The organism is Luteibacter sp. 1214, assembly GCF_031455395.1.
Classification (GTDB): Bacteria; Pseudomonadota; Gammaproteobacteria; order Xanthomonadales; family Rhodanobacteraceae; genus Luteibacter; species Luteibacter mycovicinus.
Genome location: NZ_JAVDSQ010000005.1, coordinates 154,427 through 181,362 on the forward strand (window position 1 = coordinate 154,427; position 26,936 = coordinate 181,362).

The window sequence follows — 26,936 nt, forward strand, 5'->3', positions numbered from 1 at the left end:
CCGGAACAGGACGAGGAGAGATCGAAGTGGCGAAAGTAACCAAGTCATTCCAGTACGGTTCTCACGAAGTCACACTGGAGACGGGCGAAATCGCCCGGCAGGCCTCCGGTGCGGTCATGGTCAGCATGGGCGGCACCGTCGTCCTGGTGACGGTCGTCGCGGCGCCCAAGGCGCGCGAAGGCCAGGACTTCTTCCCCCTCACGGTCGACTACATGGAGAAGTTCTACTCCGCGGGTCGCATCCCGGGTGGCTTCTTCAAGCGCGAAGGCCGTCCGACCGAGAAGGAGACGCTGACTTCGCGCCTCATCGATCGTCCGCTTCGTCCGCTGTTCCCGGAAGAGTTCCGCAACGAGATCCAGGTCATCGCCCAGGTCGTCTCGCTGAATCCGGAAGTCGACGGTGACATCCCGGCGCTGCTCGGTGCCTCCGCGGCCATGTCGCTCGCCGGTGTGCCCTTCAAGGGCCCGATCGGTGCGGCGCGCGTCGGCTACGCCAACGGCCAGTACATCCTCAACCCGACCGCCACGCAGCTGAAGACCTCGGACCTCGACCTCGTCGTGGCCGGTACGTCCAGCGCCGTGATGATGGTCGAGTCGGAAGCCAAGCTGCTCAGCGAAGACGTCATGCTCGGCTCGGTGGTCTTCGGCCACCAGCAGATGCAGGCGGCGATCGACACGATCAACGCCTTCGTCGCCGAAGCCGGCGCCAAGACGTTCAAGTGGGAAGCCCCGGCGGCCAAGACGGCCCTGTACGACGCGGTCAAGGCCGCCGTCGGCAACCGTTTCGCCGAAGCCTTCCAGATCCGCGACAAGCTGGCGCGTCGTGACGTCATCAGCGCGCTCAAGAGCGACGTGAAGGCTTCCATCGCCGCCGACGCCGAAGCCAATGGCTGGACCGATGGCGACATCGGCAACGCCTTCGGCGAAGTCGAGTACCGCACCCTGCGCGACGGCGTGCTCAGCACCAAGGTCCGTATCGACGGTCGCCAGCTCGACGACGTCCGCCCGATCTCGGTGCGCGTCGGCGTCCTGCCGCGCACGCACGGTTCGGCGCTGTTCACCCGCGGTGAAACCCAGGCGCTGGTCGTTGCCACGCTCGGCACCACGCGTGACTCGCAGCTTATCGACGCGCCGGAAGGCGAGTGGAAGGACACGTTCCTCTTCCATTACAACTTCCCTCCGTTCTCGGTCGGCGAGACCGGTCGCGTCGGCAGCCCGAAGCGTCGCGAAATCGGCCACGGCCGTCTCGCGAAGCGCGGCGTGCAGGCGGTCAAGCCGACGATCGAAGAGTTCCCGTACGTGATCCGCGTCGTCTCGGAAATCACCGAGTCGAACGGTTCCTCGTCGATGGCATCGGTCTGCGGTTCGTCGCTGGCCATGATGGACGCGGGCGTTCCGCTGAAGTCGGCCGTCGCCGGTATCGCCATGGGTCTGGTGAAGGAAGGCAACGACTTCGTCGTGCTGTCCGACATCCTCGGTGACGAAGATCACCTCGGTGACATGGACTTCAAGGTGGCCGGTACCGCCGATGGCGTTTCCGCGCTGCAGATGGACATCAAGGTCGACGGCATCACCGAAGAGATCATGCGTTCGGCGCTGGCCCAGGCCAAGCGCGGTCGTCTGCACATCCTCGGCGAAATGGCCAAGTGCATCACCGAAGCCCGCTCGGAAATGAGCGAGTTCGCACCGCGCCTGCTCACGATCAAGATCCACCCGGACAAGATCCGCGAAGTGATCGGCAAGGGTGGCGCGACCATCCGTTCGATCACGGAAGAGACCGGTACCACGATCGACATCACGGACGACGGCAACGTCGTGATCGCCTCGGTGAACCGCGAAGCAGCCGAAGCTGCCCGCAAGCGCATCGAGCAGATCGTCTCCGACGTCGAGCCGGGCCGCATCTACGAAGGCAAGGTCGCCAAGCTGATGGACTTCGGTGCATTCGTGACGATCATGCCGGGCAAGGATGGTCTGGTGCACGTGTCGCAGATCTCCAGCGAGCGCGTCGAGAAGGTTTCCGACAAGCTCAAGGAAGGCGACATCGTCAAGGTCAAGGTCCTCGAAGTCGACAAGCAGGGCCGTATCCGCCTGTCGATGAAGGCCGTCACCGAAGATGAAAACGTCACGGGCTGATTCATCGCCCCGTGCGTGTAAAAAACGGCGCCGAAAGGCGCCGTTTTTTTTGTCACATGCATGGCGCCATGGTAGGAGCGCGCCCCGCGCGCGAAAAGCCAACAAAGCGGCGACGCCGAGCCTCACACCGCCATCGACCCCCCATCGACAAACAACTCCGTGCCGGCGATATAGCTGCTTTCGCCGGACGCCAGGAAAAGCACCGCCCGTGCGACCTCATCCGGCAGCCCCAGCCGTCCCATCGGCACCATCTGGTTGATGATGTCCTCTACCCCGGGGCGTGCCTCGAGATAGCGACGCATCGGCGTCGTCTCGGTGCCGCTCGGCGACACGACATTCACCCGGATGCCCCGGTCCTTCAGGTCTGTCGTCCAGCTGCGCGCAAACGACCGGACCGCCGCCTTGCTCGCGTTGTACAGCGACTGGCCCGGGAAACCCTTGCTGCCGGCAACCGAGCCGTTGAGGACGATCGCGCCACCGTCCTGCAGCAGGGGAAGCGCCTTCTGCACGCTGAAGAGCAGGCCGCGCACGTTGAGCCCGAAGACGTGATCGAAGCCCGCCTCGTCGATCGATCCCACGGGTCGCGGTTCGACTTCCGCCACGCCGGCGTTCGCGAAAACGACGTCCAGCTTGCCGTGGTCCCGCTTCACCCGGTCGTATAGCCGGTCGAGATCGTCCAGGTTCGAGGCGTCGCCCTGGACGCCGACCGCCCCGTGGCCGATCCTGGCCACCGCCTCGTCGAGACGGTCCTGTCGGCGTCCGGTGATATAGACCTTCGCGCCCTCGGCGGCGAACTGCCGCGCCGTGGCGAGACCGATGCCCTCGCTGCCGCCCGTGATGACGACGACCTTGTTTTCAAACCGCGTTGCCATATCTGATCCTTGTCTAAGTGGAGGATTGCTCCACTTACTATATGGAGGCATCATCCGCTTTGCAATCGAGGGCGTCGATGAACAAGAAGATGGTCAGTGACGAGGCGCCGCTGCGCGCGGATGCGGCCCGTAATCGTGCGCGGATTCTCGAGGCCGCCGAAGCCGTCTTCGTGGAGCGCGGTGCGGATGCTTCGCTGGAGGAGGTCGCCAGGCGCGCCAACGTCGGCATCGGTACGCTCTACCGTCGATTCCCCACCCGGGAAGACCTTCTCGCGGCCATGAGTGACGAGCGTCTTCTCGCGATCGCCGATGCCAGCCGTCAGCGTGACGAGCTCGGCCCCATGGCCTCCATCCGGATGTTTGTCACCGAACTCGTCGCTCATACGACGCACTACCGGGGACTGGCGGCAACGCTGGGCGCGGTGCTGCGAAGCGAAACGCCGGGATGCCACGCGAGCACGGCGGAAGGGTGCCGGCTGCTCCTCTGGGCGAAGGAGACGGGCGTCATGCGCCCGGACGTGACCATCGGCGATCTGGTCTGCGTGATCATGGCCATCTCGCTCGCCGTTGAGCAGGATGCGTCCGTGAAGGCACGGACCGCACATCGGGTCGATCTGTTTCTCGAGGGTTTTGGGGCGCGCTGAATTCGCTTATCCGCGACGCGCACCGATGGCGATGTAAACGTTTCGCTGGCAGTCTCGGGCGGTTATCGTTTCCGGAGCCGTCATGCCTTACACCGTTCGCCTCACTCTCTGCGTCGCGTTGCTCGGTACCGCCACGGCACCCGTCGCGGCCGACACGGCGCTGCCTGCGGACATGGCTGCAAGGCCGTCCAATGCGCAGATCGCCTCGCCCGATATCGGGAACAAGATCGACGCACTCCTCGCGCGTATGACGTTGCAGGAGAAAATCGGTCAGCTGGTCCAGTACGCGGCCCAGGGCGCGTCGGCCGGCGGCGATAACGACGCCTTCGCGCCCAATCCCGAAACGCGTACGCAGGTCGACACGATGGCATTGGCGCGCCGAGGCCAGCTGGGATCGGTACTCAATCTGGTCGGCGCGGAAAAGACGCGGCCTTTTCAGGAGGCCGCTCTGAAAAGCCGTCTTGGCATCCCGTTATTGTTCGGCGCGGACATCATCCACGGCTACCGCACCATCTATCCCATCCCTCTCGCACTGTCGGCGACATGGAATCCGCGGCTCGTGCAGGACCTCTCGCGGATGGCTGCGCTGGAAGCGACCGGCGGCGGGGTGAAGTGGGTGTTCTCACCCATGGTCGATATCTCGCGCGATGCGCGTTGGGGGCGTTCGGCGGAAGGCGCGGGAGAGGACGCCTACCTGGGCTCCGCCATGGCGCGCGCGTACATCCTCGGGTATCAGGGTGATGACCTGGCGAGCCCGGATAGCGTGGCCGCCTCGGTAAAGCACTTTGCCGCGTATGGTGCCGCCGAAGCGGGTCGGGAATACAACACGACGGACATGTCCGACGTACGCCTGCGCCAGGTATATCTGCCGCCGTATCGCGCGGCGGTCGAAGCGGGTGCGGCGACGATGATGAGTGCGTTCAACGCGCTGAACGGCGTGCCGGCCACCGCCGATCCCTACCTCATGACCGATGTGCTGCGGAAGGAGTGGGGCTTCAACGGCTTCGTCGTCAGCGACTACACGGCGATCATGGAACTGACTCACCACGGCATCGCGTCCGATGCGGCTGCCGCGACGCGCAAGGCGCTCGAGGCGGGTGTGGAGATGGACATGATGAGCCATTACTACGACACCCAGATTCCGGTCTTGCTGGAGCAGGGCAAGCTCTCGATGGCGACGGTCGACGAGGCGGTGCGTCGCGTCCTGCGGGTGAAGTTCGCGCTGGGTCTTTTCGAGCATCCCTATGCACGCACCGTTGAGCTGAAGGCGCCCGTGGCGGCCAACCACGCATTGGCGCGTCGTGCGGCGGAGGAGTCGTTCGTGTTGCTGAAGAACGACCGCGTGGGTACCGCGCCCTTGCTTCCGCTCGGTCCCGCTGCGCGAAAGGTCGCGTTGATCGGTCCGTTGGCGGACGCGGTCAGCGAGATGCAGGGCCCGTGGGGTGGGGCGCGCACGTTCGATGACTTCACCACGGTACGCAAGGGGCTCGCCGGCCGGATGAAAGCGCAGGGCGGCGAGCTGATCTACGCGAAGGGCACCGGGATCGACGACGATTCCGACGCCGGTTTTGCCGAGGCGCTCAAGGCCGCCGCGCAAGCGGACGTGGTCGTGATGGCACTCGGTGAAGCCGCCGACATGAGTGGTGAAGCCGGCGCCCGCGCGCACCTCGGGCTGCCCGGCAATCAGCAGAAGTTGCTCGAGCAGGTGGTAGCCACCGGCAAGCCCGTCGTGCTGCTGGTGTTCTCCGGTCGCCCGCTCGTACTTGCCTGGGCGGACGCGCATGTACCGGCAATCATGGCGGTGTGGTTCCCGGGTGCCGAGGCGGGTAATGCGGTGGCCAATGTACTGTTCGGCGATGTGGCACCGAGCGGCAAGCTGACCATGAGTTTCCCGTACACGGAAGGGCAGGAGCCGCTGTATTACAACGCACTGCCGACCGGGCGTCCCGCAGGCGATATCGATACGCATCTGCCACCCTCGCACGACACGACCTACGTATCGCGTTATATCGACGCACCCAACGATGCGCTCTATCCGTTCGGTCACGGCCTGTCGTACACGACGTTCAGTTATTCGGACGTCCGCGTCTCGCGCGCGTCCGTGCCGTTGGCGGAGGCGAATCGGTCCGATGCGCGAAACCTCGTCACCGTGACGGCCACGGTGACGAACACGGGTCGTCGTGCTGCGACGGAGGTGGCGCAGCTCTACGTGCGCAACGTCGGCGCCAGTGTTTCCCAGCCGGTGCGCGGGCTGCAGGGCTTCCAACGGGTGCCCCTGCAGCCGGGTGAGTCGAAGCGGGTGTCCTTCCAGCTCGGCTTCCCGGAGCTGTCCTTCTGGAATGCGAGAAGCAGGCAGGTGGTCGAGGCGACCCGGTACACGGTATGGGTCGGTGGCAGCTCGCGGGCCGAACAGGAGGCGGTGTTCACGATCGCCCCCTGATCCGGGGCGCAGCGGCCCGACGGGTGCCGTAACATAGACCCATGGCCGATAAACCCCACGATTTCATTGACCAGTACCAGGCCCTCGTGCGCGACGGCCTGGAGGCGTGGTCCCGTCAGTTCGATCCCAAGGGCGATACCGCTCCCGGAGTGCCTCCTGCCGACATCATGAGCCGCATGTTTGGCGGTCTGGGCGGCTACGGTGACTGGATGCGTTCGTTCACGTCGGGCGAGCCCGCCGGTGCGCCGCCGTTTCCCATGGGCGGCATGCCGCCCTTCGGCGCCACGGGACCGGGTCCCATGCCTTACGGCGCAGGCGGTCCGGGCATGCCACCGTTCGCCGCAGGCGCCGCCGGAACGGGACCGTTCGGCTATGGCGCGCCTCCCGGCGCTTCCGCCCAGCCCGGTACGCAGAACTTCGATGACTGGGCGCGCGTCGCGCGTGAAACGCTGTCGATGCCCGCCTTCGGCCTGACGCGTGAACAGCAGGAAGAACAGCAGGCCTTGCTGCGCGCCTGGATCGACTACGCGGAACATTACCAGCGCTACCAGACGCTGTTGCAGGGTGTGCAGGATCGCGCCGGCGCGGCGCTCCGCGAGCAGGCGCCGCCGACGGACGCAGACTCCATGCGCTCGGTATACGACCGCTGGGTGAACCTCGCCGAGGAAAGTTACGGTGAGGCTGCGCTGTCGGAAGAATTCAAGGACGTCTATGCGTCCTTGGTGAACGCGCAGATGCGCCTCAGGCTGCTGCAACAGAAGCAGGTCGAGCGCTTTGCGGTACAGACGGGCATGCCCACGCGAACCGAGGTCGATCGTCTCGGCGAGCGGCTGCAGGCGGTGCGTCGTGAACTGCGTCAGTTGCAGGGCGTGGCGGCTGAAGTCGAGGCGCTGAAGGCGGAGATTGCATCGCTGCGCGGTGGTGAGCCGAAGAAGGCCGAGCCCAGGACATCCGCACCCGTGGAGACGGCGCCCTCAAAGGGCGCACCCTCAAAGACCGCACCCTCAAAGACCGCACCCCGGAAAGTCGCAGCTAAAAAAGCCGCCGCTAAAAAAGTCACGGCCAGGAAAGCCACCTCCCGGGGCGGCAGCCGATGACCGATAACCCGTTCTCGTTCGATCCCGCCCGCGCACAGGCCGAGGTCGATGCGTTCCGCCGCAAGCTCGAAGCCGGCATGGAAACGCTCAGACATGTCGGCCCCATCGAACTGGGTACGACGCCGCGCGAAGCCGTCTATACCGAAGACAAGCTCACCGTCTGGCACTTCAGGGGTGAGAAGAAGCCCACCGCGAAAACGCCGCTGCTGATCTGCTATGCGCTGGTCAACACGCCGTGGATGGTCGACCTGCAGGAAGACCGCTCGATGGTGCGCAACCTGCTCGATCAGGGAGAAGACGTCTACCTCATCGACTGGGGTTACCCCGACGGCGCCGATCGCTGGCTCACCCTCGAGGACTATATCGACGGCTACCTCGATCGCTGCGTGGACGCGGTTCGCGACCGCCATGGCGACGAATCGCTGAACCTGCTCGGCATCTGCCAGGGCGGGGTGTTCTCTCTTTGCTACGCCGCGCTGCATCCGGAAAAGGTCCGCAACCTCGTCACCATGGTCACGCCGGTGGACTTCCATACGCCGGACAACATGCTGTCGCACTGGGCGCGTAACGTCGACATCGACCTGTTCGTCGACACGATGGGCAACATCCCCGCCGACCTGATGAACTTCGCCTACCTGACGCTGAAACCCGTGCGGCTCAATCAGCAGAAATACGTGGGCCTGGTCGACGTCCTCGATAATCCCCGGGAAGTCGAAAATTTTCTGCGCATGGAAAAGTGGATCTTCGATTCGCCGGATCAGGCGGGCGAGGCCTTCCGCGAGTTCGCGCGCGACTTCTTCCAGAAGAACCTTCTGATCAAGGGCGAGGCGAAGGTCGGCCGCCACCGCATCGACCTGAAAAACATCACGCAGCCCGTGCTGAACATCTACGCCGAGCAGGATCACCTCGTGCCGCCTGCCGCGTCGAAACCGCTCGGGGACGCGATCGGAAGCACCGATTACACGGCGCTGGCCTTCCAGGGCGGTCACATCGGTATCTACGTGTCGGGCCGCGCGCAGAAGCTGGTGCCCCCGGCCATTCATGAGTGGCTGGCGGATCGCTGAGTCCTCCCGGTCGGCGCACGACCCGGGTGGCGACTGCGCAGGTTTCCCGCGCTGGCTCCGTCCGGCCGGTGGGAATGCGATAATGCTGCGATGAATACGACCGCCTCCCATGACTCCATTCGCGCCGTGCAGTGGCACGGCGACCGTCTGCGCCTGCTCGATCAGCGCCGCCTCCCCGCCGAGGAAATCTGGTTCGACAGCACGACGTCCGATCAGGTGACCACGGCCATTCGCGACCTCGCCGTGCGCGGTGCGCCGGCCATCGGCATCGCGGCCGCCTGGGGCGTGGTACTGGCGGCGAAGGCCGGCGAAGACCTGCCCGCGGCCCTCGCGACTCTGCGCGCCGCGCGGCCCACGGCGGTGAACCTGATGTGGGCGCTGGATCGCATGAACCGGTGCATCCTCGATGGGGCCGATACGGACGCACTCGAACGCGAGGCGCAAGCCATTCAGGACGAGGATCTGGCCGCCAATCGTCACATGGGCGAACTCGGCGCTGCGCTGATCGAGCCCGGGTCGCATGTACTCACGCACTGCAACACGGGTTCTCTCGCGACGGCCGGCTACGGCACGGCGCTCGGCGTCATTCGCGCCGGCGTCGCTTCCGGCCAGATCGAGCAGGTCTACGCCGGTGAAACGCGGCCGTGGCAGCAGGGTGCCCGTCTGACCATGTGGGAACTCGTTCGGGACGGCATCCCCGCACGTCTGATCGCCGACTCCGCCGCGTCGCACCTGATGAAGGACGGCAAGGTGAAGTGGGTGATCGTCGGTGCCGACCGCATCGCGGCCAACGGCGACACGGCCAACAAGATCGGTACCTACCAGCTGGCCATCGCGGCGCGGCATCATGGTGTCAAGTTCATGGTCGTGGCACCGTCGACGACGGTCGACATGGCGACGGCCAACGGCGACGATATCGAGATCGAACTGCGTGATGCGGCCGAGCTCCTGTCGATGTCCGGCACGCGCACCGTCATTGAAGGTGCGGACGCCTGGAACCCCGTGTTCGACGTGACGCCCGCCGAGCTGATCGACGCGATCGTCACCGAGCGCGGCGTGATCCTGAGGCCCGACGAAGAGCAGATGCGGATCCTGTTTCCGTGAAGCACATCCGCCGCGAGGTCGCTCTGTTCGCGGCGGGCGGCGTGCTCGGTCTCTGCGTCGATGCGGGCATGGCGCAGGCACTGGTCGGCTTCGTCGGCTGGAACGTCTACACGGCACGCATCGTGTCGTTCCTGTCCGCCGCGACGTTCACCTGGTGGTGGAACAGCCGGCACACCTTCGCGCATCGCGATTCCGGTCGCACGGCACGCGCGGAATGGCTGCACTGGATGGCTTTGATGGCCGTCGGCGCGGTGATCAACAACGGCGTGTATCTGCTGGTGCTGCAGGCGTTTCCGGGCCTTCGCCCGTGGCCGGCGGTGGCTGTCGCGTTCGGCTCCGCGGCAGGGGCGACGGCGAATTATCTGTTCGCCAGGACCCTGGTTTTCCGTGCGCCGAAAACACTTACGTAAGTCATTGTTTTTACGCCGTTTTTCGCTGTCTTTTCGGCTTCGGTTGTGATATCATCGATGGGTTGGGTCGACCGCGTCGCCATACCGCGACACATGCGGGCGACGGGGGCATTTTGATGGACATCCAGGAAGCCGTTTGATGGCAGAACTCGCCAAAGAAATCATCCGCGTCAACATCGAAGACGAGATGCGTCAGAGCTACCTCGATTACGCCATGAGCGTCATCGTCGGCCGCGCACTCCCCGATGTCCGCGACGGCCTGAAGCCGGTGCATCGACGCGTTCTGTTCGCCATGAACGAACTCGGTAACGGTTGGAACCGTGCTTACAAGAAATCGGCGCGCGTCGTCGGTGACGTGATCGGTAAATACCATCCTCATGGCGATTCGTCGGTATACGACGCCATCGTCCGTATGGCTCAGCCGTTCTCGCTGCGTTACATGCTGGTCGACGGCCAGGGTAACTTCGGTTCGGTCGACGGCGACAACGCCGCAGCCATGCGATACACCGAGGTGCGCATGTCGCGCCTCACGCACGAGTTGCTCGCCGACATCGACAAGGAGACCGTCGATTTCGGGCCTAACTACGACGAAAGCGAAAGCGAGCCGCTGGTCCTTCCCGCGCGCGTGCCCAATCTGCTCGTCAACGGTTCGGCCGGTATCGCCGTCGGCATGGCGACGAACATCCCGCCGCACAACATGACCGAGGTGATCAACGCCGTACTCGCACTGATCGAGGATCCCTCGCTCGGTGTGGACGAGCTGATGACCTTCGTTCCGGGCCCGGATTTCCCGACCGCCGGCATCATCAACGGCTCGTCGGGCATCGTCGAGGCTTACCGTACCGGCCGTGGCCGCATCCTCGTGCGCGCCCGCGCCGAGATCGAAACCGAGGCCAACGGCCGCGAGACGATCCTGATCCACGAGCTGCCGTACCAGGTCAACAAGGCGCGTCTGATCGAGAAGATCGCCGAGCTGGTCAAGGAAAAGAAGCTCGAAGGCATCAGCGAGCTGCGCGACGAGTCCGACAAGGACGGCATGCGCGTGGTCATCGAGATCCGCCGTGACGCGATGGCCGACGTCGTGCTGAACAATCTGTTCCAGCAGACGCAGCTGCAGGTCACGTTCGGCATCAACATGGTCGCGCTGCTCGATGGCCAGCCGAAGCTGCTCAACCTCAAGGACATCCTCGAGGCGTTCATCCGTCACCGCCGCGAAGTCGTCACCCGTCGCACCATCTTCGATCTGCGCAAGGCGCGTCAGCGCGCGCATATCCTTGAAGGCCTGACGGTCGCGCTCGCCAACATCGACGAGATGATCGAACTGATCCGCACGTCGGCTTCCTCGACCGAAGCACGCGAGCGTATGGTCGCCCGTCGCTGGGAGCCGGGTCTGGTCAAGGCGCTGCTCGATGCCGCCGGTGCGGCATCGTCGCGTCCGGAAGACATGGATCCGCGCGATGGACTGCGTGACGACGGCTACCAGTTGTCCGAAGCCCAGGCGACGGAGATCCTGCAGATGCGTCTGCATCGCCTCACGGGTCTGGAGCAGGAAAAGCTCTCCGACGAATACAAGGAAATCCTCGAAGCCATCCGTGGCCTCATCGAGATTCTCGAAAACCCGGCGGTGCTGCTCGAAGTCATTCGTGGCGAGCTCGAGCAGATCCGCACGGATTACGGCGACGCCCGTCGCACCGAGATCCAGCACTCGCAGGAGGACCTGAACGTCCTCGACCTGATCGCGCCGGAAGACGTCGTGGTCACGCTGTCGCACACCGGCTACATCAAGCGTCAGGCCGCCAGCCTGTACCGGGCGCAGAAGCGTGGCGGCAAGGGTCGTTCGGCCTCAGCGCTGAAAGACGAAGACGTGGTGCAGCAGCTGTGGGTGGTCAACACGCACGACACGCTGCTGACCTTTACCAGCACCGGTCGCGTCTATTGGCTCAAGGTCTACCAGATGCCGGAAGCCGGTCCTGGCGCGCGTGGCAAGCCCATCGTCAACCTGCTGCCGCTGGGTGAGGGCGAGAAGGTGCAGGCCGTCTTGCCGGTGCGCGATTACGACCCGACCTGCTTCGTGTTCTTTGCCACCCGCAACGGTACGGTCAAGAAGACGCCACTCACGGAATTCGCGTTCCAGCTGCAGAAGGGCAAGGCCGCGATCAACCTCGACGAGGGCGATGCACTGGTCGACGTGGCCATGACCTCGGGCGAAAGCGACGTTCTGCTGTTCGCGTCCAACGGCAAGGTCGTGCGTTTCGACGAAGGCACCGTGCGCTCGATGGGCCGTACGGCCACCGGCGTGCGCGGCATGCGTCTGGCCGAAGACACCGAAGTCGTCTCGCTGATCGTCGCGAAGGGCGAGGGCGATATCCTCACGGCAACGGCGCGTGGCTATGGCAAGCGGACCGTGCTCGAGGAGTTCCCGAAGAAGGGCCGCGGCACGCAAGGTGTCATCGGCATCCAGTGCTCCGAGCGTAACGGCAAGCTGGTCGCCGCCACGCAGGTCACCGAGGCCCAACAGCTGATGCTGATCTCCGACCAGGGCACGCTGGTGCGTACGCGCGTCTCGGAAGTCTCCCAGCTCAGCCGTAACACGCAGGGCGTCACGCTGATCAAGCTGCCGAAGGACGAGACCCTGATCGGTATCGTCCGTCTCGAGGCCGAGGAAGAGCTCGAGATCGAAGGCGAGGGTGACGTGACGGTTGACGGTGACGTCGCGGCCGATCTGCCGCCGGTGGAGAGTGGGCCGACGGGTGAGGGCGACCCGGACGAGCCGACTGAGCCGACGGAAGGCTAAAAGAAGAACCCCGCGGAGACGCGGGGTTTTTTTTCGCGCGTCGAGGCGGGGGAGTCGTCGGCTGCCGTTTCCTGTCGCTAAGTCCTCCTCCGGCCTTCGCCTACGTGCGGAATCGCTCCACGAAACGGCAGCCGACGACTCCCTTCCGACGATGCGGCGGGTTGGGAGGCGAGCGGAGCTGCGCGGCGACACTTCACGCAGCGCTTTGCTTGTCGCGTTCCTTTCCGCACCCTCATGGGTTGGAGGGCGCCGTTGGGTGTCGTTCTCGGAGCGCTTCCGCACGTAGGCGTAGGCCGAAGGAGGACTTAGCGACGAGAATGGCACCCAACGGCGCCCATCCCTCAGCGCGAACAGCCCACGCGACGGCGAAGCCGAGCCCGTGCGCAGGACGCGGCTTACGCCGCGACGGTCAGGCGTCGATCGCAGCCAGGACAGTCTCAGCCGTCGACACCCGAAACTCGCCCGGTGCCTCGACATTCAGCACCTTCACCACGCCGTCTTCGATGTACATGGCGAATCGTTTCGCGCGAATGCCCATGCCGTTCTTCGTGCCATCGAGTTCCAGGCCCAGCGCTCGCGCAAACGTGGCATTGCCATCGCCCAGCATCACCAGGTCCTCGGGGACGCCCTGCGACTCGCCCCAGGCGTGCATCACGAAGGCGTCGTTGACTGACAGGCAGGCGACCTTGACCCCGCGCTCGCGGAAATCTTCCATGTGCTGGATGTAGCCGGGCAGGTGCTTGTTGGAGCAGGTCGGGGTGAAGGCGCCGGGTACGGCGAACAGCACGACCTTGCCCTGGCCGAGCACGTCGGTGCTGGTGACGGTTTCGATACCTTCCTTGAAGACGGTAAGGGTGCCCTCGGGAATGCGGTCGCCAACTGCGATGGTCATGGCAAGGTCCTTCGTGGAGGAAAGCCCCGAGTGTACGTGAAGGCCATTTCCCTGAAGCGACGGCAACCGCAACCGTCGCCCTCTTGAATCGCGCCGGGTCGGTCATATCTTTCTTCGCAGACGGCCACGGGCCGAAAAACTTCTTGGGAGTCAAACAGATGAACCAGCTTCGTCAGGTGTCGTTCCGTCGTGCGCCGGTGTTCGCCAGCGATGTCCGCAACGTCTTCGATCACCTCTTCGGCAACGAGATTCCCGCGCCGGCCAGCCAGGCCGAGAGCCCGTGGGCGCCGCGTGTCGACATTCGTGAGGAAGCCGGTCGCTTCCTGATCCTTGCCGATGTGCCGGGTGTGGATCTGGCCGCCATCGACATCCAGATGGAAAAGAACGTGCTCAGCATCAAGGGCGAGCGCAAGGCATTCGCCAGTGAGACCGAGGGCAAGTTCAGCCGGGTCGAGCGGACCGTGGGTGCGTTCAAGCGTAGCTTCACCCTGCCGGAAAGCGCCGATGCCGAAGGTATTACCGCGTCGGGAGGCAACGGTGTGCTGGAAATCGCCATCCCGAAGAAGGCGGAAAGCGCTCCTCGGCGTATTGTAGTTAACGCCGTGGGCTGATTCGCTCTAAGCTTGCAGGTCAGGCCCGCGGTGGACGCTGTCCGCCGCGGGCATTTCGTTTTAATGGTGTCGACACAAGCCCGGGAGAGCCTGTGGAGTTCAAGGATTACTACGAAGCATTAGGGGTCAAGCCCGACGCGACCGACGCCGAGATCAAGGCGGCGTACCGCAAGCTTGCCCGCAAATACCACCCGGACAAGAACAAAGAGGCGGGTGCCGAAGAGAAGTTCAAGGCGATCAACGAGGCCAATGAGGCCCTGAAGGATCCCGAGAAACGTCGTCAGTACGACCAGTTCCGCGCCGGCGGCTATCGCCAGGGGGAGCAGTTCCGTCCGCCGCCGGGCTTTGGTCAGGGTGGTGGTGGGTTCGACTTCGGCGACATGGGCGGCCGCGGCAACGGCGACTTCAGCGACTTCTTCGAGAGCCTGTTCGGCGGCGCGGGTCGCGGTCGTGGTCAGCAGCAGAGTCAGGCCCGTCGCGGGCGTGACATCCAGGCGCGGATCGAGACCGATCTGCAGACCGCCTTCAACGGCGGCAAGACCCGGGTCGTGCTCAACGATTCCAACGGCGGCGAGCGCGTGCTCGAGGTAAAGATTCCGGCGGGTATCACGCCGGGGCAGACCATCCGGCTCGGCGGGCAGGGTCACCCGGGTATGGGCGGTGGCCCGTCAGGCGACCTCTTACTGGAGATCGGCATCCGCGACGACGCGCGATTCCGGCTGGACGGGCGGACGGTCACGCATACGCTGCCGATTACGCCCTGGGAGGCCGCGCTGGGTGCCACGGTGCCTGTGCCGACGCTGGGCGGTCACGTGGACCTGCGTATTCCCTCGGGCTCGCAGTCGGGCCGCAAGCTGCGGCTGAAGGGTCGGGGTTTGCCGGGTTCGGAGCCGGGCGACCAGATCGTCGTGCTGGAGATCCGCGTGCCGGTGCCTGAGACTCATGAAGAGCAGGCGGCCTACGCGGAGTTCAAGGATGCGTTCGCGGGGTTCGATCCGCGGAAGGGGTAAGACCTTCGCGGGCTGCTTTTACGCCAACGGGGTTGGCTCCCAACGGAGCCAGCCTCCTCGAGCAGACCCGCTCGACAGCCGTCAGGCTGGATCAGCCTGGCAGATGCTCTTTCAGAGCCGCGACCAGCTCGTCTTCCTTGATCGGCTTGACGACGTAAGCACGCGCGCCCTGGCGCAGGCCCCACACCTTGTCGGTGTCCTGATCCTTGGTGGTCACCAGGATGATCGGGATGTGTTTGGTCGTTTCTTCCTTGCTGATGGTGCGCGTGGCCTGAAACCCATTGAGGTTGGGCATGACGACGTCCATCAGGATAAGGTCGGGTATTTCACGCTTGGCCACTTCGACGCCCTGGGCGCCGTCTTCGGCGGTGATGGCCTCGTGGCCCAGTTTCTCGACGATGCGCTTGATTCCCAGCAACTGCGACGGCGAATCGTCGACGATCAGGATGCGAGCCATTCACTTTCCCCCGGGTCGATGCCCGATGCGTTTTCCTTGGTGACGTGCGCCATCCGGGCGAACGTCTTCGATAACCACGGCGACGTAATTCTGTCGCGCGTTGCGCCTCTGGCGATGCGCCATTCTACCGACCGCTGCGCCCGTATCAATGGTGCGGCGGCGTAAACCTTCCGGGACAGCGACTTAACCGCCAATCCTGACCACGGTTCGACCGAAGGAGCCGCCCTCGAGCATGGTGTCGAAAACGCTCGCCACGTCTTCAAGTGCCAGCTCCCTCGTGCAGATGGTGTCGAGATGGCGTGGTTTCCAGTCACTGGACAGGCGTTGCCATACCTCATCGCGAATGGCCCGGCCCGTACCGGCGGACGCCACGCCCAGCACGCTGACCCCGCGGATGATGAAAGGCATGACCGTCGTCGCGAGGTCGGGGCTGCCAGCGAGGCCGCAGATCGCCGCGTTGCCGTAGGACGCGATCATCGGAAGGAAGCCGGCCAGGGTCTTGCCGCCGACGTTGTCGAGCAGGCCGCCGTATTTTGCCGATTCCATGGGCTTACCGCTGAAGCTCAGTGCGTGGCGATCGAGGCAATCGACCGCCCCGAGCCCCCGCAGGAAGTCGAAGCGGTCGGTTTTACCGCTGATCGCGTGCACCTGATAGCCGGCCCGGCTGAAGATATCGATACCGAGCATGCCTACGCCGCCCGTGGCACCGGTGACGGCGATCGGGCCGAGGTCCGGCGTCTGCCGGTTGTCGGTCATGCGCAGCAGCGCCAGCGCGGCGGTGAAGCCGGCGGTGCCCAGGATCATCGCCTCGCGCGTGGTCAGTGTGGCGGGAAGGGGAATGGTCAGATCGGCCGGAAGCCGGACGTATTCGCCGTAGCCGCCGTCGCGGGTCTCGGAGAGGCCGCTGCCGGTAGCAAGCACCTTGTCACCCTCTCTGAAGCGGGTGTCGGTGGATGCGACGACCGTGCCGGCGACATCGATGCCGCCGTTCAATGGGAACGTGCGCAGGATTTTTCCCTTACCGGTGCCGGCGAGGGCGTCCTTGTAGTTCACCGAGGACCACTCGGCTTTGACCAGTACCTCGCCGGGTGAGAGGGCGTCGGTGTCCATGGTTTCGATGCCGGCGCGATAGCCGGTGTCATCGCTGTGGATGCGGAAGGCTTTCATGAGGGGCATCGGCGGCGTCTTTCCTGGCGGTGGCTGCTTGGGGCTTTCGCGCGCGGGGCGCGCTCCTACACGGCGTCTTTGGTGATCCACTTGGGTGTGTAGGTCGACTCGTAGTGCTTCATCCAGTCGAACAGCGCGTCGATGCTGTCGCCGAACCAGACCTGCTCGCGCTGGTTCTGCCTGACGAAGCCTTCCGCCACCATGTGGTCCATGCTCGCCGACACGTGGGAGTAGAAGCCACGCACATTGAGGAAGGCGCAGGGATAGCTGTGCAGACCGAGCTGCGCCCAGGTCAGCATCTCGAACATCTCGTCCATCGTGCCGAAGCCGCCGGGCAGGGCGACAAAGGCATCGGACAGTTCGTACATACGCGTCTTGCGCTCGTGCATGGTCTCGAGCACCTGCAGCTCCGAGAGGCCCGTATGCGCGACTTCTTTCTCGACCAGCTGGCGCGGAATGACGCCAATGACGCGGCCACCCGCGGCAAGCACGGCATCGGCCACAGTACCCATCAGGCCGACCTTGCCGCCCCCGTAAACCAGGGCGATGCCTTCCTTCGCCATTCGTGTCCCGAAGGCGATGGCCGCCTCGGTGTATTCGGGGTGCGAGCCGCTGTTGGATCCGCAGTAAACGCACAGCGATTTGATGTCACGCATAAAAAAAGCCTCCAACGTATTTGTAGGAGCGCGCCCTGCGCGCGATGGGGCTTGCGATGACATCCATCGCGCGCGGGGCGCGCTCCTACAAAGGCGCCGCTTCCGGAACGAAAAAGCCCGCCCATGCTACTCGCAGGGGCGGGCTCGTTTCACGCGGGCTTAGTTGCCCTTGTGGATAGCGCGCTTGTCGACCGACAGGGCGGCTTCGTGCACGACTTCCGACAGCGCCGGGTGAGCGTGGACGATGCGGGCGAGGTCTTCCGACGAGCCCTTGAACTCCATCGCCACGACGCACTCATGGATCAGCTCGGAGACGACCGGGCCGACCATGTGCACGCCGAGGATACGATCGGTTTCGGCGTGGGCGATCATCTTGACCTGGCCGATGCCCTCGTTCATCGCGACAGCGCGACCGTTGGCGGCGAACGGAAATGCGCCCGTCTTGTAGGGGATGCCTTCTTCCTTCAGCTGCTCTTCGGTCTTGCCGACCCAGGCGATTTCCGGCTCGGTGTAGATGACCCAGGGCACGGTGTCGAGGTTGATGTGACCCGGCTTGCCGGCGATCAGCTCGGCGACCATGACGCCTTCTTCGGAGCCCTTGTGTGCCAGCATCGGGCCGCGCACGGCATCGCCGATGGCCCAGACACCGTCGACACCGGTGTGGTTGTGCTCGTCGACGACGATGCGGCCACGCTCGTCGAGCTTCACGCCCGTATCGTCTGCCAGCAGGCCGGCGGTGTAGGCGCGACGGCCCACGGCCACCAGCAGCTTGTCGACGACCAGCGACTGCGCGGCGCCGTCCTTGTCGGTGTAGCCCAGGTGCACTTCGTCGCCCTTGACCTCGGCGGAGGTGACCTTGGCATTGACCTTGATGTCGAGGCCCTGCTTGGCGAACTCGCGGGCGGCCATCTTGGCGATATCCTGGTCGGCCACGGCGAGGAACTTCGGCAGCGCTTCGAGCACGGTGACCTCGGCGCCGAGGCGCTTCCACACGCTGCCCAGCTCCAGGCCGATGACGCCGGCGCCGATCACGCCGAGGCGCTTCGGCACGTCGGTCAGGTCGAGCGCACCGGCGTTGTCGATGATGTGCTTACCGTCGAACTTGGCGAACGGCAGCTCGATGGGCACCGAGCCCGAGGCGAGGATGACGTTGGTCGCCGAGATGGTCGAGACCGTGCCGTCGTTACCGGTGACTTCGACTTCGTTGCCCTTGAGCAGCTTGCCCTTGCCGAAGAACGAGGTGACCTTGTTCGCCTTGAACAGCATGGTCACGCCGCCGGTGAACTGCTTGACGATCTTGTCCTTGCGGCCGATGAACGTGCCGATGTCGATCTTCGGATTCTCGGCGGTGATGCCGTGATCCTTGAAGTTGTGCGTCAGGTTGTGGAACTGCTTGGACGAATCCAGCAGCGCCTTGGACGGGATGCAACCGACGTTGAGGCAGGTACCGCCGAGGGCGGCCTTGCCGTCCTTGCCGACGAACGCGTCGACCACGGCGGTCTTCAGGCCCAGCTGCGCGGCGCGGATCGCGGCCACATAGCCCGCGGGACCCGCACCGATGACGATGACGTCGAACTTGTCGCTCATAGCTCTTGCTCCGGATGTTTCTGCGGTAGTTGGCTACCGCCCAATATGGGGTCGGAACACGAAAACGGGAGTCTTTCGACTCCCGCCTTCACGTGTGACGTTCAGCCGATCATTACAGGCCGAGCAGCATCCGCTGCGGGTTTTCCAGCTGGTTCTTGATGTCGACCAGGAACAGCACGGCGTCACGGCCGTCGATGATCCGGTGGTCGTACGACAGGGCGATGTACATCATCGGGGCGGCGATGACCTGGCCGTTCTCGACGATGGGGCGCTCCTTGATCGTGTGCATGCCCAGGATGGCGCTCTGCGGCGGGTTGACGATCGGCGTGGAGAGCAGCGAACCGAAGGTGCCGCCATTGGTGATCGTGAAGGTGCCGCCCTGGAGGTCGTCCAGGCCGAGCTTGCCGTCACGCGCCTTCTTGGCGTAACCGATGATGCCCTTCTCGACGTCGGCGAACGACATGTCCTGCACGTCGCGCAGCACCGGGGTCACGAGGCCCTTGTCGGTGGAGACGGCGATGGAGATGTCCTGGTAGCCGTGGTAGATGATGTCCGACCCGTCGACCGAAGCGTTGATCACCGGGTAGCGCTTCAGGGCTTCGGTCGCGGCCTTCACGAAGAAGCTCATGAAGCCCAGCTTGACGCCGTTGGCCTTCTCGAACTGCTCACCCAGCGACTTACGCAGCTTGACCACCTCGGCGAGGTTCACTTCGTTGAACGAGGTGAGCATCGCGATAGAGTTCTTCGACTGCATCAGGCGCTCGGCGATGCGCGTACGGATGCGGGTCATAGCGACGCGCTCTTCCGGGCGCGAACCCGGCGTCGGCTTGGCGGCCGGAGCGGCGGCGGCGGCGGCCGGAGCGGCGGAGCCACCCTTGCCGGCGTTGACCAGGTCTTCCTTGGTCACGCGGCCATCGCGGCCGGTGCCGGCGACCTTGGACGGGTCGATGTTTTCTTCCACGGCGACGCGACGGCCGGCGGGCGAGAGCTCATCGACGCCCTGGGGCGCGGCGGCGGCATCGGTCTTCTCAGCCTTCGGTGCCTCAGCGGCGGCCGGCGCGGCGGCCGGGGCGGGTGCGGCAGCGGCGGCGCCTTCCTCGATCACGGCGATGACCTGGCTGCTGGTGACCGTGGCGCCTTCCTCGAACTTGATTTCCTTCAGCACGCCGTCGACGGGCGAGGGTACTTCGAGCACGACCTTGTCGGTTTCGAGATCCAGCAGGTTCTCGTCGCGCTTGACCGCATCACCGGCCTTCTTGTGCCAGGTGGCGATGAGCGCGTCGGAGACCGATTCCGGCAGGACCGGGACTTTGACTTCGATGGACATGCTTGTCTTACTCCGCTGCGTGATCGGTGCCGACGGGCGCGACGAGCGCTTGCTCGACGAGCGCCGTCTGTTCGGCGATATGGGTATTGAGGTGACCGGCGGCCGGCGAGGGCGAGCGCGAGCGTCCCGCATAGGACAGGCTCTGCTTCGACCCGATGCAGGCCTGCAGGTGATGACGGATCTGGAACCAGGCGCCCTGATTCATCGGTTCTTCCTGGCACCAGACCACTTCCTTCGCGGAAGGATACTTTTCCAGTTCGGCCGAGACTTCCGGACGGGGGAACGGGTAGAGCTGCTCGACGCGGACGATGGCCACATCGGTCAGGCCACGCTTCTCGGCGTCTTCGAGCAGGTCGTAATAGACCTTGCCAGAGCACAGCACGACGCGCTGGACCTTCCTGGCGACCAGCTCGCGGTGCTCACCGATCACCAGCTTGAACTGGCCATGGGCGAGTTCGTCCAGCGAGGAGACGGCCAGCTTGTGGCGCAGCAGGGACTTGGGCGTCATGACGATCAGCGGCTTGCGCACCGGGCGCACCTGCTGGCGACGGATCATGTGGAACGCCTGAGCCGGGGTGGTCGGCACGCAGACCTGCATGTTGTCCAGCGCGCACAGCTGGAGGAAGCGCTCGAGGCGCGCGGAGGAGTGCTCCGGGCCCTGGCCCTCGTAACCGTGCGGCAGGAACAGCGACAGGCCGCAGAGGCGATCCCACTTGGCTTCGCCGGAGCTGATGAACTGGTCGATGACGACCTGGGCGCCGTTGGCGAAGTCGCCGAACTGGCCTTCCCAGATGGTGAGCTGATCGGGCGAGGTGGTGGCTTCGCCGTACTCGAAGGCCATCACGGCTTCTTCGGAAAGCAGCGAGTCGATGACGTCGACGCGGGCGTCGGCGCGCACCTTGGACAGCGGCAGGTAGGTGTCGTCGCTCTTCTGGTCGTGCAACACGGCATGACGGTGGAAGAACGTACCGCGGCCGGCGTCCTGGCCGACCACGCGGAGGTCGTTGCCCTCGGCGATCAGCGTGCCGTAAGCGAGGTTCTCGGCGAAGCCCCAGTCACCCGGCAGCTCGCCGGCGGCCATCTTGCGGCGGTCTTCGTAGATCTTGGCGACGCGCGGGTGCAGGGTGACGTCGGACGGAATGTCGAGCAGCGCATCCAGCACCTTGCCGAGCTGTTCGCGCGGCACGCCGGTGTCGACCGACATCGACAGCTTGTTGTTCTGGAAACGGCTCCAGTCCACCGGGATGTCGCGCGTCGGGTTCGGATCGATCGCGATCAGCGGCTCGCCTTTTTCCAGGCGGGCGCGGTAATCGTCGAGCATCTTCTGGCCGTCGTCGGCACCGATGGTCGAGGACTTGACCAGCGACTGCGCGTAGAGATCGCGCGTGGTCGGGCGCTTGCGGATGATCTGGTACATCAGCGGCTGGGTCGCCGCCGGCTCGTCGGCCTCGTTATGGCCGTGACGGCGGTAGCAGACGAGGTCGATGACCACGTCCTTCTTGAACTGCTTGCGGAACTCGTAAGCCAGGCGGGTGACCTGGATCACCGCTTCCGGGTCGTCACCGTTCACGTGGAACACCGGTGCGTTGACCATCTTGGCCAGATCGGTGCAGTACAGCGTGGAGCGCGAATCTTCGCGCTTGGACGTGGTGAAGCCGACCTGGTTGTTTACCACCATGTGCAAGGTGCCGCCGATGGCGAAACCGCGCGCCTGCGACATCTGCAGGAGCTCCATGTTGACGCCCTGGCCCGCGAAGGCGGCATCGCCGTGGATCAGGACGGCCAGCGATTTGTCGCGCGCGACATCGCGGCGACGCGACTGGCGCGCATGCACCGAGCCGGCGACCACCGGGTTGACGATTTCCAGATGCGACGGGTTGAACGCCAGCGCGACGTGGACGCCGCCGTTGGGTGTCTTGACGTCGGTGGAGAAGCCCATGTGGTACTTCACGTCACCCGTGTGGATGGCGCTGTCGTCATGCTCGAACTTGCCTTCGAACTCGTTGAAGAGCTGCGAGGGCGCCTTGCCGAGGATGTTGACCAGAACGTTGAGGCGGCCGCGGTGGGCCATGCCGATGATGACTTCCTTGACGCCGTTGTCGCCGGCGGCACGGACGACGTCGTCGACCATCGGGATCAGGCTGTCGCCACCTTCGAGCGAGAAGCGCTTCTGGCCGACGTACTTGGTGTGCAGGTAACGCTCCAGACCCTCGGCGGCGGTGAGCGCCTCGAGGATGCGGACTTTCTCGGCGTTCTGCAGTCCCGGCGAACCGGCGGCCTTCTCGAGACGCGAATAGATCCACGACCGCTGGTCGTAGTCGGAGATGTACATGAACTCGGCGCCGATGGTGCCGGTGTAGATCTGCTTGAGCTTCGCCAGCAGGTCGCGCAGGGTCATGCGCTGGCCGCCACCGGCGAAGGTGCCCGCGTCGAATTCGGTGCCGAGGTCGGCGTCGGAGAGGCCGTGGAAGGCAAGACCGAGGTCCGGGGTGTCGACGTCCGAGACGGTCAGGCCGAGGGGGTCGACCTGCGCGGAAATGTGGCCGCGCGAGCGATAGGCTGTCAGCAGGCGGAGGACGCCGGCCTGTTTCTGCGCATAGGCATCGTCGGCGGAACCGACGGCGGGTGCGGCGACCGCGGAGCGACGCTGTTTCTGCGCGGCCTCGATGCGGGCGATCACGGCGGAGTGGGCGACGTCGCCGGCCTCGCGGCCCTTCAGCGTCTTGAAATAGCCATCCCACTCGGCCGTGACGGAGCCGGGATCGGCCAGCCAGGATTCGTAGATCTGCTCTACGTAGTCGGCGTTACCGCCGGCGAGTTGGGAGGATTCGGAAAACTCGCGGATCAGGTTTGCGCTCACGTCACCACCGGCACACACGAAAAGGACGGGCTGCCGCTGGCCGCACGAGGGCGTGCCGCGGCATAAGAATCCGTTAAGTATAGCTCCGTGCTGCGGCATCACGCCAACTTGAATCGACGTTTCTCATGCCAGCTAGATCCCAAGTGGTCTTATTTGCCACGCGGGCTCGGCCCGCTCCCAGACTTCCTCGAAATAGGCCATCAGGCGAGAGGTCTCACCGGGTGCGTCGAGGTCGCCGCGTGCCTCGAAGCGGCTCGCCACCGGGCGGAACAGGTAGCCACTTGTCGTATCGCAGATGAACGCCGATGCGTAGCCCAGGTGGATTTCATCGGTCGGCACACGGATGGAAACCGCCGTGGGGAGGCGCTGGGCGAGGGCGATCAGCCGGTGACCCTCGCGGTGCGCCTGCTCGGCATCATGGGTGAGAATCCGGACCTGCGCCTGACGCCCGCTGGTGGCCAGGCGGCGAAGCTCCGTGAGGATCGTCTCATGGTCCAGCATGCCGACGTCCATGCGTGGCAGGTAGATCGCGGCCCGGTAGCGGGCCTGGGTCAGCAGGCGGACATGCGCGATCTCGAGACCGGCACGGTCCTCGACGATCAGCGCGGTGTCCGCCGCGCCGCTCACCGGGAGCGACCCTTGCGAACGACCAGCGCCCCGTCGTTGACCAGAGCCAGCAGAACCTCCCGTTCGGCAGCCGAGGGCGCGCGCTGCAGGCGTACGTCCCGCTCGGTGGCCAGTCGCTCGGCCAGGTCGGCCGGGCAGGCGTAGGCACTGCCGCTGACATAGAGGGTGGCGTCCTTCTTGCCACGCACCCACGCAAGCCGCGCGTAGGGATGACGGATCAGGCCCGAGCCACCGGCCAGTGCCTTGTCCAGCGCGGCGACGGTGGTCGCCTTCGGGGGCGCGGCCGGGGACTGGGCATTGCGGTAGCGGGTGATGAAGCGCCCGAACCAGTCGGCCAGCAGGTCACGATCGAGCGCGGCGGCGAAGGGCAGGGCCTGACGCAGGCGTTTGAGCGCAGCCGTGTCGATCTCGCCGATGCGCTTGACCGGGGTCAGGTCGGCATCGGTGTAACGAAGCTCGTCGGGCATGCGTTCGGCGAGGAAGTCGGCCAGGTCGCCGGTCAGCTCGGCCTGCGAGGGCGCGCGCATGCCGACCGACAACGTCATGCAGTCGCCCAGGGCGACGCCGTCGTGCGGCACGCCTGGCGGAAGGTAAAGCATGTCGCCGGGTTCGAGCAGCCACTCGTGGGTCGGCAGGAATTCCTTCAGCTGCTTCAGCTCGACGTCGTTGCGGAAGTCGAGCGGTGCGTCCGGGTCGTCGCTGATCGCCCAGTGGCGCTGACCGATGCCCTGGATGAGGAAGACGTCGTACTGGTCGACGTGCGCACCGACGCCGCCGCCGTCCTCGGCATAGGACACCATGACGTCGTCCACGCGCCAGCTGGGCAGAAACGCAAAGTGCTCGAGCAGGCCCGCCACGTCGGCATCCCACTTGTCGACATCCTGGACCAGCAGGGTCCAGTCACGCTTGGGCGTCTTGCCGAATTCGGCTTCCTCGAAGGGGCCGCTCCTGACCGTCCAGCGGTCACGCTTTTCGTCATGAATGATGAGGCGGGCGAGCACCCCCTCTTCGCAGGCCAGGCCGGCGAGATCGTTGGGCTCGATGGGCGCTTCGAAGTCCGGGAAGGCGTTACGGATCAGCAGCGGACGCTTCTGCCAGTAATCGCGCAGAAACTGCGCGGCACTCATGCCAAGCGGCTGGCTGGCGCTGCCGCGCACTTCGATCGGGAGGGGCTTACGGGTGGGGGTCTGGATGGCCATGGCCGGCATTGTAGCCGCGCAGCCCGCCTCCGCGCTGCGTCACCGCCCAGCCGGCGCCTGCGTCGCAGGAGCGCGCCCTGCGCGCGAAAAGCCAGAACACCGCTTGCCGCGCTTCATCCCGCATTGATTGACGCACGCGTACGTTACGTCCAAGGCAATAAGCCGCGATCGACAGAGGTTCTGATGAAACGTCCGCTGCTTATCGCACTGGTTCTGCTTTCCGCTTTCTCCCTGAGCGGCTGCATCATTCGCGACCATCGCCACGGTGGCTACGGAGACCGCGGTGGTCCGGGTTACCATGACGATCGTGATCGTCATTGCGATGATCGCGACCATCGCTGCGATGACGATCGCGATCATCACTGATCGGCGGTTTGAAAATCGCACTTGAAAAACGAAAGAGCCCGGCATATCACGTGCCGGGCTCTTTTCTTGGTGCCGTACTTGCGACTCAGATATCGCGCGCGAGTTTGTCGGCTAGACCGATGTAGGACGCCGGCGTCAGCTCAGCCAGCGCCTGCTTCGCGTCGGCGGGCAGGTCGAGGCCAGCGATAAACGCGCGCATCGACTCCTTCGTAATCCCCTGGCCGCGGGTCAGTGCCTTGAGCTGCTCGTACGGCTCCGGCAGGCCGAAGCGGCGCATGACCGTCTGCACGGCCTCCGCCAGCACTTCCCAGCTGTTGTCGAGGTCGGCGGCGACGCGTTCGGCGTTGACGTTGAGGTTGCCCAGGCCCTTGAGCAGCGACTCGATGGCGACCAGCGAGTGACCGTAGGCGGTGCCCAGCGCGCGAAGCACGGTGGAGTCGGTGAGGTCGCGCTGCCAGCGGCTGATCGGGAGCTTCTCGGCGAAGTGGCCGAGCAGGGCGTTGGCGAGACCGAAGTTGCCTTCGGCGTTCTCGAAGTCGATGGGGTTGACCTTGTGCGGCATCGTGGACGAGCCGACTTCGCCCGCCTTCAGTGCCTGGCGGAAGTATCCCAGCGAGATGTAACCCCAGATGTCACGCGCGAGATCGATCAGGATGATGTTGATCCGGCGCAGCACGTCGGCGAACTCGGCGATGCCGTCGTGCGGTTCGATCTGCGTGGTGTACGGATTGAAGGTGAGGCCCAGACCGTCGACGAAGTGGGAGGCGAGACCCGGCCAGTCCACCGCGGGGTACGCGATGACGTGCGCGTTGTAGTTGCCGACCGCGCCGTTGATCTTGCCCGGGATCTCGATCGCGGCCAGCTGCTTGCGCTGGCGCTCGAGACGCGCCACGACGTTGGCGATTTCCTTGCCCATGGTGCTGGGCGAGGCGGTCTGGCCGTGCGTACGCGACAGCAGCGACAGGCCGGCGTGTTCGTGAGCCAGTGCGCGGAGTTTCGCGATGACCTGATCCAGCGCCGGCAGCAGCACCGACTCACGGGCGTCGCGCAGCATCAGCGAGTAGGCGAGGTTGTTGATGTCTTCGCTGGTGCAGGCGAAGTGCACGAACTCCTTGGCCTGGGCGAGGGAGGGATCGTTGCCGATCTTCTCCTTGATGAGGTACTCGACCGCCTTGACGTCGTGGTTGGTGGTCGCCTCGATCGCCTTGATCCGCTCGCCGTCCTCGATGGAGAAGTTGTCGGCGATGGCGAGCAGGGTCTTCACCGCGTCGGCCGGAAAGGCCGGCAGCTCGATGATGCCCGGATGCGCGGCCAGGGCCAGCAGCCAGTGGATTTCCACATGTACGCGGCGATGCATGAGGCCGAATTCGCTGAAGATCGGGCGCAGCGGCTCGACCTTGGAGGCGTAGCGGCCGTCCAGCGGCGAGAGGGCGGTCAGCGTGGCGTGGGACATGGGGTGTTCCTGAGGCTTGGCGGGAGCAGCCGGAGATTATAACCCGGCGGGGTGGTGGGGTCCGGTTACCGCGAACGGCCAGGAGGCGGGCTCCCGCCAGAACGGACCTCTACCGCTTAGCGGCGGCCCGACGGGAGCCAGACGGCTGGCGATGGGTGCTTGCGAGG

Annotated in this window: 22 protein-coding genes; 10 read left to right on the forward strand and 12 right to left on the reverse strand. The window is 65.1% G+C overall.

The window, feature by feature from the left end; all coding sequences use genetic code 11:
- Positions 1-26: 26 nt before the first annotated feature.
- Positions 27-2,132 (forward strand): polyribonucleotide nucleotidyltransferase, encoded by a 2,106-nt coding sequence (pnp, locus tag J2X57_RS13365; protein WP_036112279.1) that lies wholly within the window; start codon positions 27-29, stop codon positions 2,130-2,132.
- A 122-nt stretch (positions 2,133-2,254) separates the two neighbouring features.
- On the opposite strand, the gene J2X57_RS13370 is transcribed toward pnp, so the two are convergent.
- Positions 2,255-3,004: a glucose 1-dehydrogenase gene (locus J2X57_RS13370; RefSeq protein WP_309867820.1), complete on the reverse strand. Its 750-nt coding sequence runs from the start codon at positions 3,002-3,004 to the stop codon at positions 2,255-2,257.
- Between the two features lie 77 nt (positions 3,005-3,081).
- Here J2X57_RS13370 and J2X57_RS13375 point away from each other — a divergent pair, with 77 nt between their 5' ends.
- From J2X57_RS13375 to gyrA, 7 genes are all read left to right on the forward strand, one after another.
- A complete protein-coding gene (locus J2X57_RS13375) occupies positions 3,082-3,648 on the forward strand; it encodes a TetR/AcrR family transcriptional regulator (protein WP_079520971.1) in 567 nt (188 codons plus the stop codon).
- Between the two features lie 82 nt (positions 3,649-3,730).
- Positions 3,731-6,088 carry a glycoside hydrolase family 3 N-terminal domain-containing protein gene (locus tag J2X57_RS13380; RefSeq protein ID WP_309867823.1) on the forward strand — a complete coding sequence of 786 codons (2,358 nt, stop codon included), beginning with the start codon at positions 3,731-3,733 and terminating at the stop codon, positions 6,086-6,088.
- Positions 6,089-6,129: 41 nt separating this feature from the next.
- Positions 6,130-7,185, forward strand: coding sequence for a poly(R)-hydroxyalkanoic acid synthase subunit PhaE (locus J2X57_RS13385; RefSeq protein ID WP_309867827.1), 1,056 nt, complete (start codon positions 6,130-6,132; stop codon positions 7,183-7,185).
- Positions 7,182-8,249 carry a class III poly(R)-hydroxyalkanoic acid synthase subunit PhaC gene (locus J2X57_RS13390; RefSeq protein ID WP_036112288.1) on the forward strand — a complete coding sequence of 356 codons (1,068 nt, stop codon included), beginning with the start codon at positions 7,182-7,184 and terminating at the stop codon, positions 8,247-8,249. The genes J2X57_RS13385 and J2X57_RS13390 overlap by 4 nt, the downstream gene beginning before the upstream one ends.
- 90 nt (positions 8,250-8,339) lie before the next feature.
- On the forward strand, positions 8,340-9,353 hold the full coding sequence (gene mtnA / locus J2X57_RS13395) for an S-methyl-5-thioribose-1-phosphate isomerase (RefSeq protein ID WP_036112290.1): 1,014 nt from the start codon (positions 8,340-8,342) through the stop codon (positions 9,351-9,353).
- The gene (locus J2X57_RS13400; RefSeq protein WP_239739775.1) at positions 9,350-9,763 is read left to right on the forward strand and encodes a GtrA family protein; all 414 of its coding nucleotides are present in this window, start codon (positions 9,350-9,352) and stop codon (positions 9,761-9,763) included. The genes mtnA and J2X57_RS13400 overlap by 4 nt, the downstream gene beginning before the upstream one ends.
- A gap of 139 nt (positions 9,764-9,902) precedes the next feature.
- Positions 9,903-12,557 carry a DNA gyrase subunit A gene (gyrA, locus tag J2X57_RS13405; protein ID WP_036112292.1) on the forward strand — a complete coding sequence of 885 codons (2,655 nt, stop codon included), beginning with the start codon at positions 9,903-9,905 and terminating at the stop codon, positions 12,555-12,557.
- Between the two features lie 409 nt (positions 12,558-12,966).
- Here the strand turns inward: gyrA and J2X57_RS13410 are convergent, their stop codons facing one another.
- Positions 12,967-13,449, reverse strand: a complete 483-nt coding sequence (locus tag J2X57_RS13410; RefSeq protein ID WP_309867838.1) for a peroxiredoxin — start codon at positions 13,447-13,449, stop codon at positions 12,967-12,969.
- Between the two features lie 158 nt (positions 13,450-13,607).
- Here J2X57_RS13410 and J2X57_RS13415 point away from each other — a divergent pair, with 158 nt between their 5' ends.
- On the forward strand, positions 13,608-14,060 hold the full coding sequence (locus J2X57_RS13415; protein WP_309867840.1) for an Hsp20/alpha crystallin family protein: 453 nt from the start codon (positions 13,608-13,610) through the stop codon (positions 14,058-14,060).
- Between the two features lie 92 nt (positions 14,061-14,152).
- Positions 14,153-15,070, forward strand: a complete 918-nt coding sequence (locus J2X57_RS13420) for a DnaJ C-terminal domain-containing protein (RefSeq protein ID WP_036112301.1) — start codon at positions 14,153-14,155, stop codon at positions 15,068-15,070.
- 91 nt (positions 15,071-15,161) lie between these two features.
- Here J2X57_RS13420 and pilH read toward each other — a convergent pair whose 3' ends face one another.
- The 10 genes from pilH to purB all read right to left on the reverse strand — a co-directional run bounded on the left by pilH (position 15,162) and on the right by purB (position 26,769).
- Positions 15,162-15,527 carry a twitching motility response regulator PilH gene (gene pilH, locus J2X57_RS13425; protein WP_036112304.1) on the reverse strand — a complete coding sequence of 122 codons (366 nt, stop codon included), beginning with the start codon at positions 15,525-15,527 and terminating at the stop codon, positions 15,162-15,164.
- A gap of 183 nt (positions 15,528-15,710) precedes the next feature.
- A complete protein-coding gene (locus J2X57_RS13430; protein WP_309867846.1) occupies positions 15,711-16,703 on the reverse strand; it encodes an acryloyl-CoA reductase in 993 nt (330 codons plus the stop codon).
- A 56-nt stretch (positions 16,704-16,759) separates the two neighbouring features.
- Positions 16,760-17,350: a TIGR00730 family Rossman fold protein gene (locus J2X57_RS13435; RefSeq protein ID WP_043694642.1), complete on the reverse strand. Its 591-nt coding sequence runs from the start codon at positions 17,348-17,350 to the stop codon at positions 16,760-16,762.
- Between the two features lie 159 nt (positions 17,351-17,509).
- Positions 17,510-18,937 carry a dihydrolipoyl dehydrogenase gene (gene lpdA, locus J2X57_RS13440; RefSeq protein WP_309867850.1) on the reverse strand — a complete coding sequence of 476 codons (1,428 nt, stop codon included), beginning with the start codon at positions 18,935-18,937 and terminating at the stop codon, positions 17,510-17,512.
- Between the two features lie 112 nt (positions 18,938-19,049).
- Positions 19,050-20,264: a 2-oxoglutarate dehydrogenase complex dihydrolipoyllysine-residue succinyltransferase gene (gene odhB, locus J2X57_RS13445; protein WP_309867853.1), complete on the reverse strand. Its 1,215-nt coding sequence runs from the start codon at positions 20,262-20,264 to the stop codon at positions 19,050-19,052.
- Between the two features lie 7 nt (positions 20,265-20,271).
- On the reverse strand, positions 20,272-23,124 hold the full coding sequence (locus J2X57_RS13450; RefSeq protein ID WP_036112319.1) for a 2-oxoglutarate dehydrogenase E1 component: 2,853 nt from the start codon (positions 23,122-23,124) through the stop codon (positions 20,272-20,274).
- Positions 23,125-23,256: 132 nt separating this feature from the next.
- Complete coding sequence (locus J2X57_RS13455; RefSeq protein ID WP_051943483.1) at positions 23,257-23,751, reverse strand: hypothetical protein; 495 nt, start codon at positions 23,749-23,751, stop codon at positions 23,257-23,259.
- Positions 23,748-24,950 (reverse strand): cupin domain-containing protein, encoded by a 1,203-nt coding sequence (locus J2X57_RS13460; RefSeq protein WP_309867859.1) that lies wholly within the window; start codon positions 24,948-24,950, stop codon positions 23,748-23,750. The genes J2X57_RS13455 and J2X57_RS13460 overlap by 4 nt, the downstream gene beginning before the upstream one ends.
- 39 nt (positions 24,951-24,989) lie before the next feature.
- The gene (locus J2X57_RS13465; RefSeq protein WP_309867862.1) at positions 24,990-25,310 is read right to left on the reverse strand and encodes a hypothetical protein; all 321 of its coding nucleotides are present in this window, start codon (positions 25,308-25,310) and stop codon (positions 24,990-24,992) included.
- A 91-nt stretch (positions 25,311-25,401) separates the two neighbouring features.
- Positions 25,402-26,769 carry an adenylosuccinate lyase gene (purB, locus tag J2X57_RS13470; RefSeq protein WP_309867865.1) on the reverse strand — a complete coding sequence of 456 codons (1,368 nt, stop codon included), beginning with the start codon at positions 26,767-26,769 and terminating at the stop codon, positions 25,402-25,404.
- Between the last annotated feature and the right edge of the window lie 167 nt (positions 26,770-26,936).

Bases quoted from the DNA above. Each gene is read 5' to 3' on its own strand.
- J2X57_RS13370 (WP_309867820.1), bottom strand. From the start codon at position 3,004: ATGGCAACGCGGTTTGAAAACAAGGTCGTCGTCATCACGGGCGGCAGC.
- J2X57_RS13375 (WP_079520971.1), top strand. From the start codon at position 3,082: ATGAACAAGAAGATGGTCAGTGACGAGGCGCCGCTGCGCGCGGATGCG.
- J2X57_RS13380 (WP_309867823.1), top strand. From the start codon at position 3,731: ATGCCTTACACCGTTCGCCTCACTCTCTGCGTCGCGTTGCTCGGTACC.
- J2X57_RS13385 (WP_309867827.1), top strand. From the start codon at position 6,130: ATGGCCGATAAACCCCACGATTTCATTGACCAGTACCAGGCCCTCGTG.
- J2X57_RS13390 (WP_036112288.1), top strand. From the start codon at position 7,182: ATGACCGATAACCCGTTCTCGTTCGATCCCGCCCGCGCACAGGCCGAG.
- mtnA (WP_036112290.1), top strand. From the start codon at position 8,340: ATGAATACGACCGCCTCCCATGACTCCATTCGCGCCGTGCAGTGGCAC.
- gyrA (WP_036112292.1), top strand. From the start codon at position 9,903: ATGGCAGAACTCGCCAAAGAAATCATCCGCGTCAACATCGAAGACGAG.
- J2X57_RS13410 (WP_309867838.1), bottom strand. From the start codon at position 13,449: ATGACCATCGCAGTTGGCGACCGCATTCCCGAGGGCACCCTTACCGTC.
- J2X57_RS13415 (WP_309867840.1), top strand. From the start codon at position 13,608: ATGAACCAGCTTCGTCAGGTGTCGTTCCGTCGTGCGCCGGTGTTCGCC.
- pilH (WP_036112304.1), bottom strand. From the start codon at position 15,527: ATGGCTCGCATCCTGATCGTCGACGATTCGCCGTCGCAGTTGCTGGGA.
- J2X57_RS13430 (WP_309867846.1), bottom strand. From the start codon at position 16,703: ATGCCCCTCATGAAAGCCTTCCGCATCCACAGCGATGACACCGGCTAT.
- J2X57_RS13435 (WP_043694642.1), bottom strand. From the start codon at position 17,350: ATGCGTGACATCAAATCGCTGTGCGTTTACTGCGGATCCAACAGCGGC.
- lpdA (WP_309867850.1), bottom strand. From the start codon at position 18,937: ATGAGCGACAAGTTCGACGTCATCGTCATCGGTGCGGGTCCCGCGGGC.
- odhB (WP_309867853.1), bottom strand. From the start codon at position 20,264: ATGTCCATCGAAGTCAAAGTCCCGGTCCTGCCGGAATCGGTCTCCGAC.
- J2X57_RS13460 (WP_309867859.1), bottom strand. From the start codon at position 24,950: ATGGCCATCCAGACCCCCACCCGTAAGCCCCTCCCGATCGAAGTGCGC.
- J2X57_RS13465 (WP_309867862.1), bottom strand. From the start codon at position 25,310: ATGATCGCGATCGTCATCGCAGCGATGGTCGCGATCATCGCAATGACG.
- purB (WP_309867865.1), bottom strand. From the start codon at position 26,769: ATGTCCCACGCCACGCTGACCGCCCTCTCGCCGCTGGACGGCCGCTAC.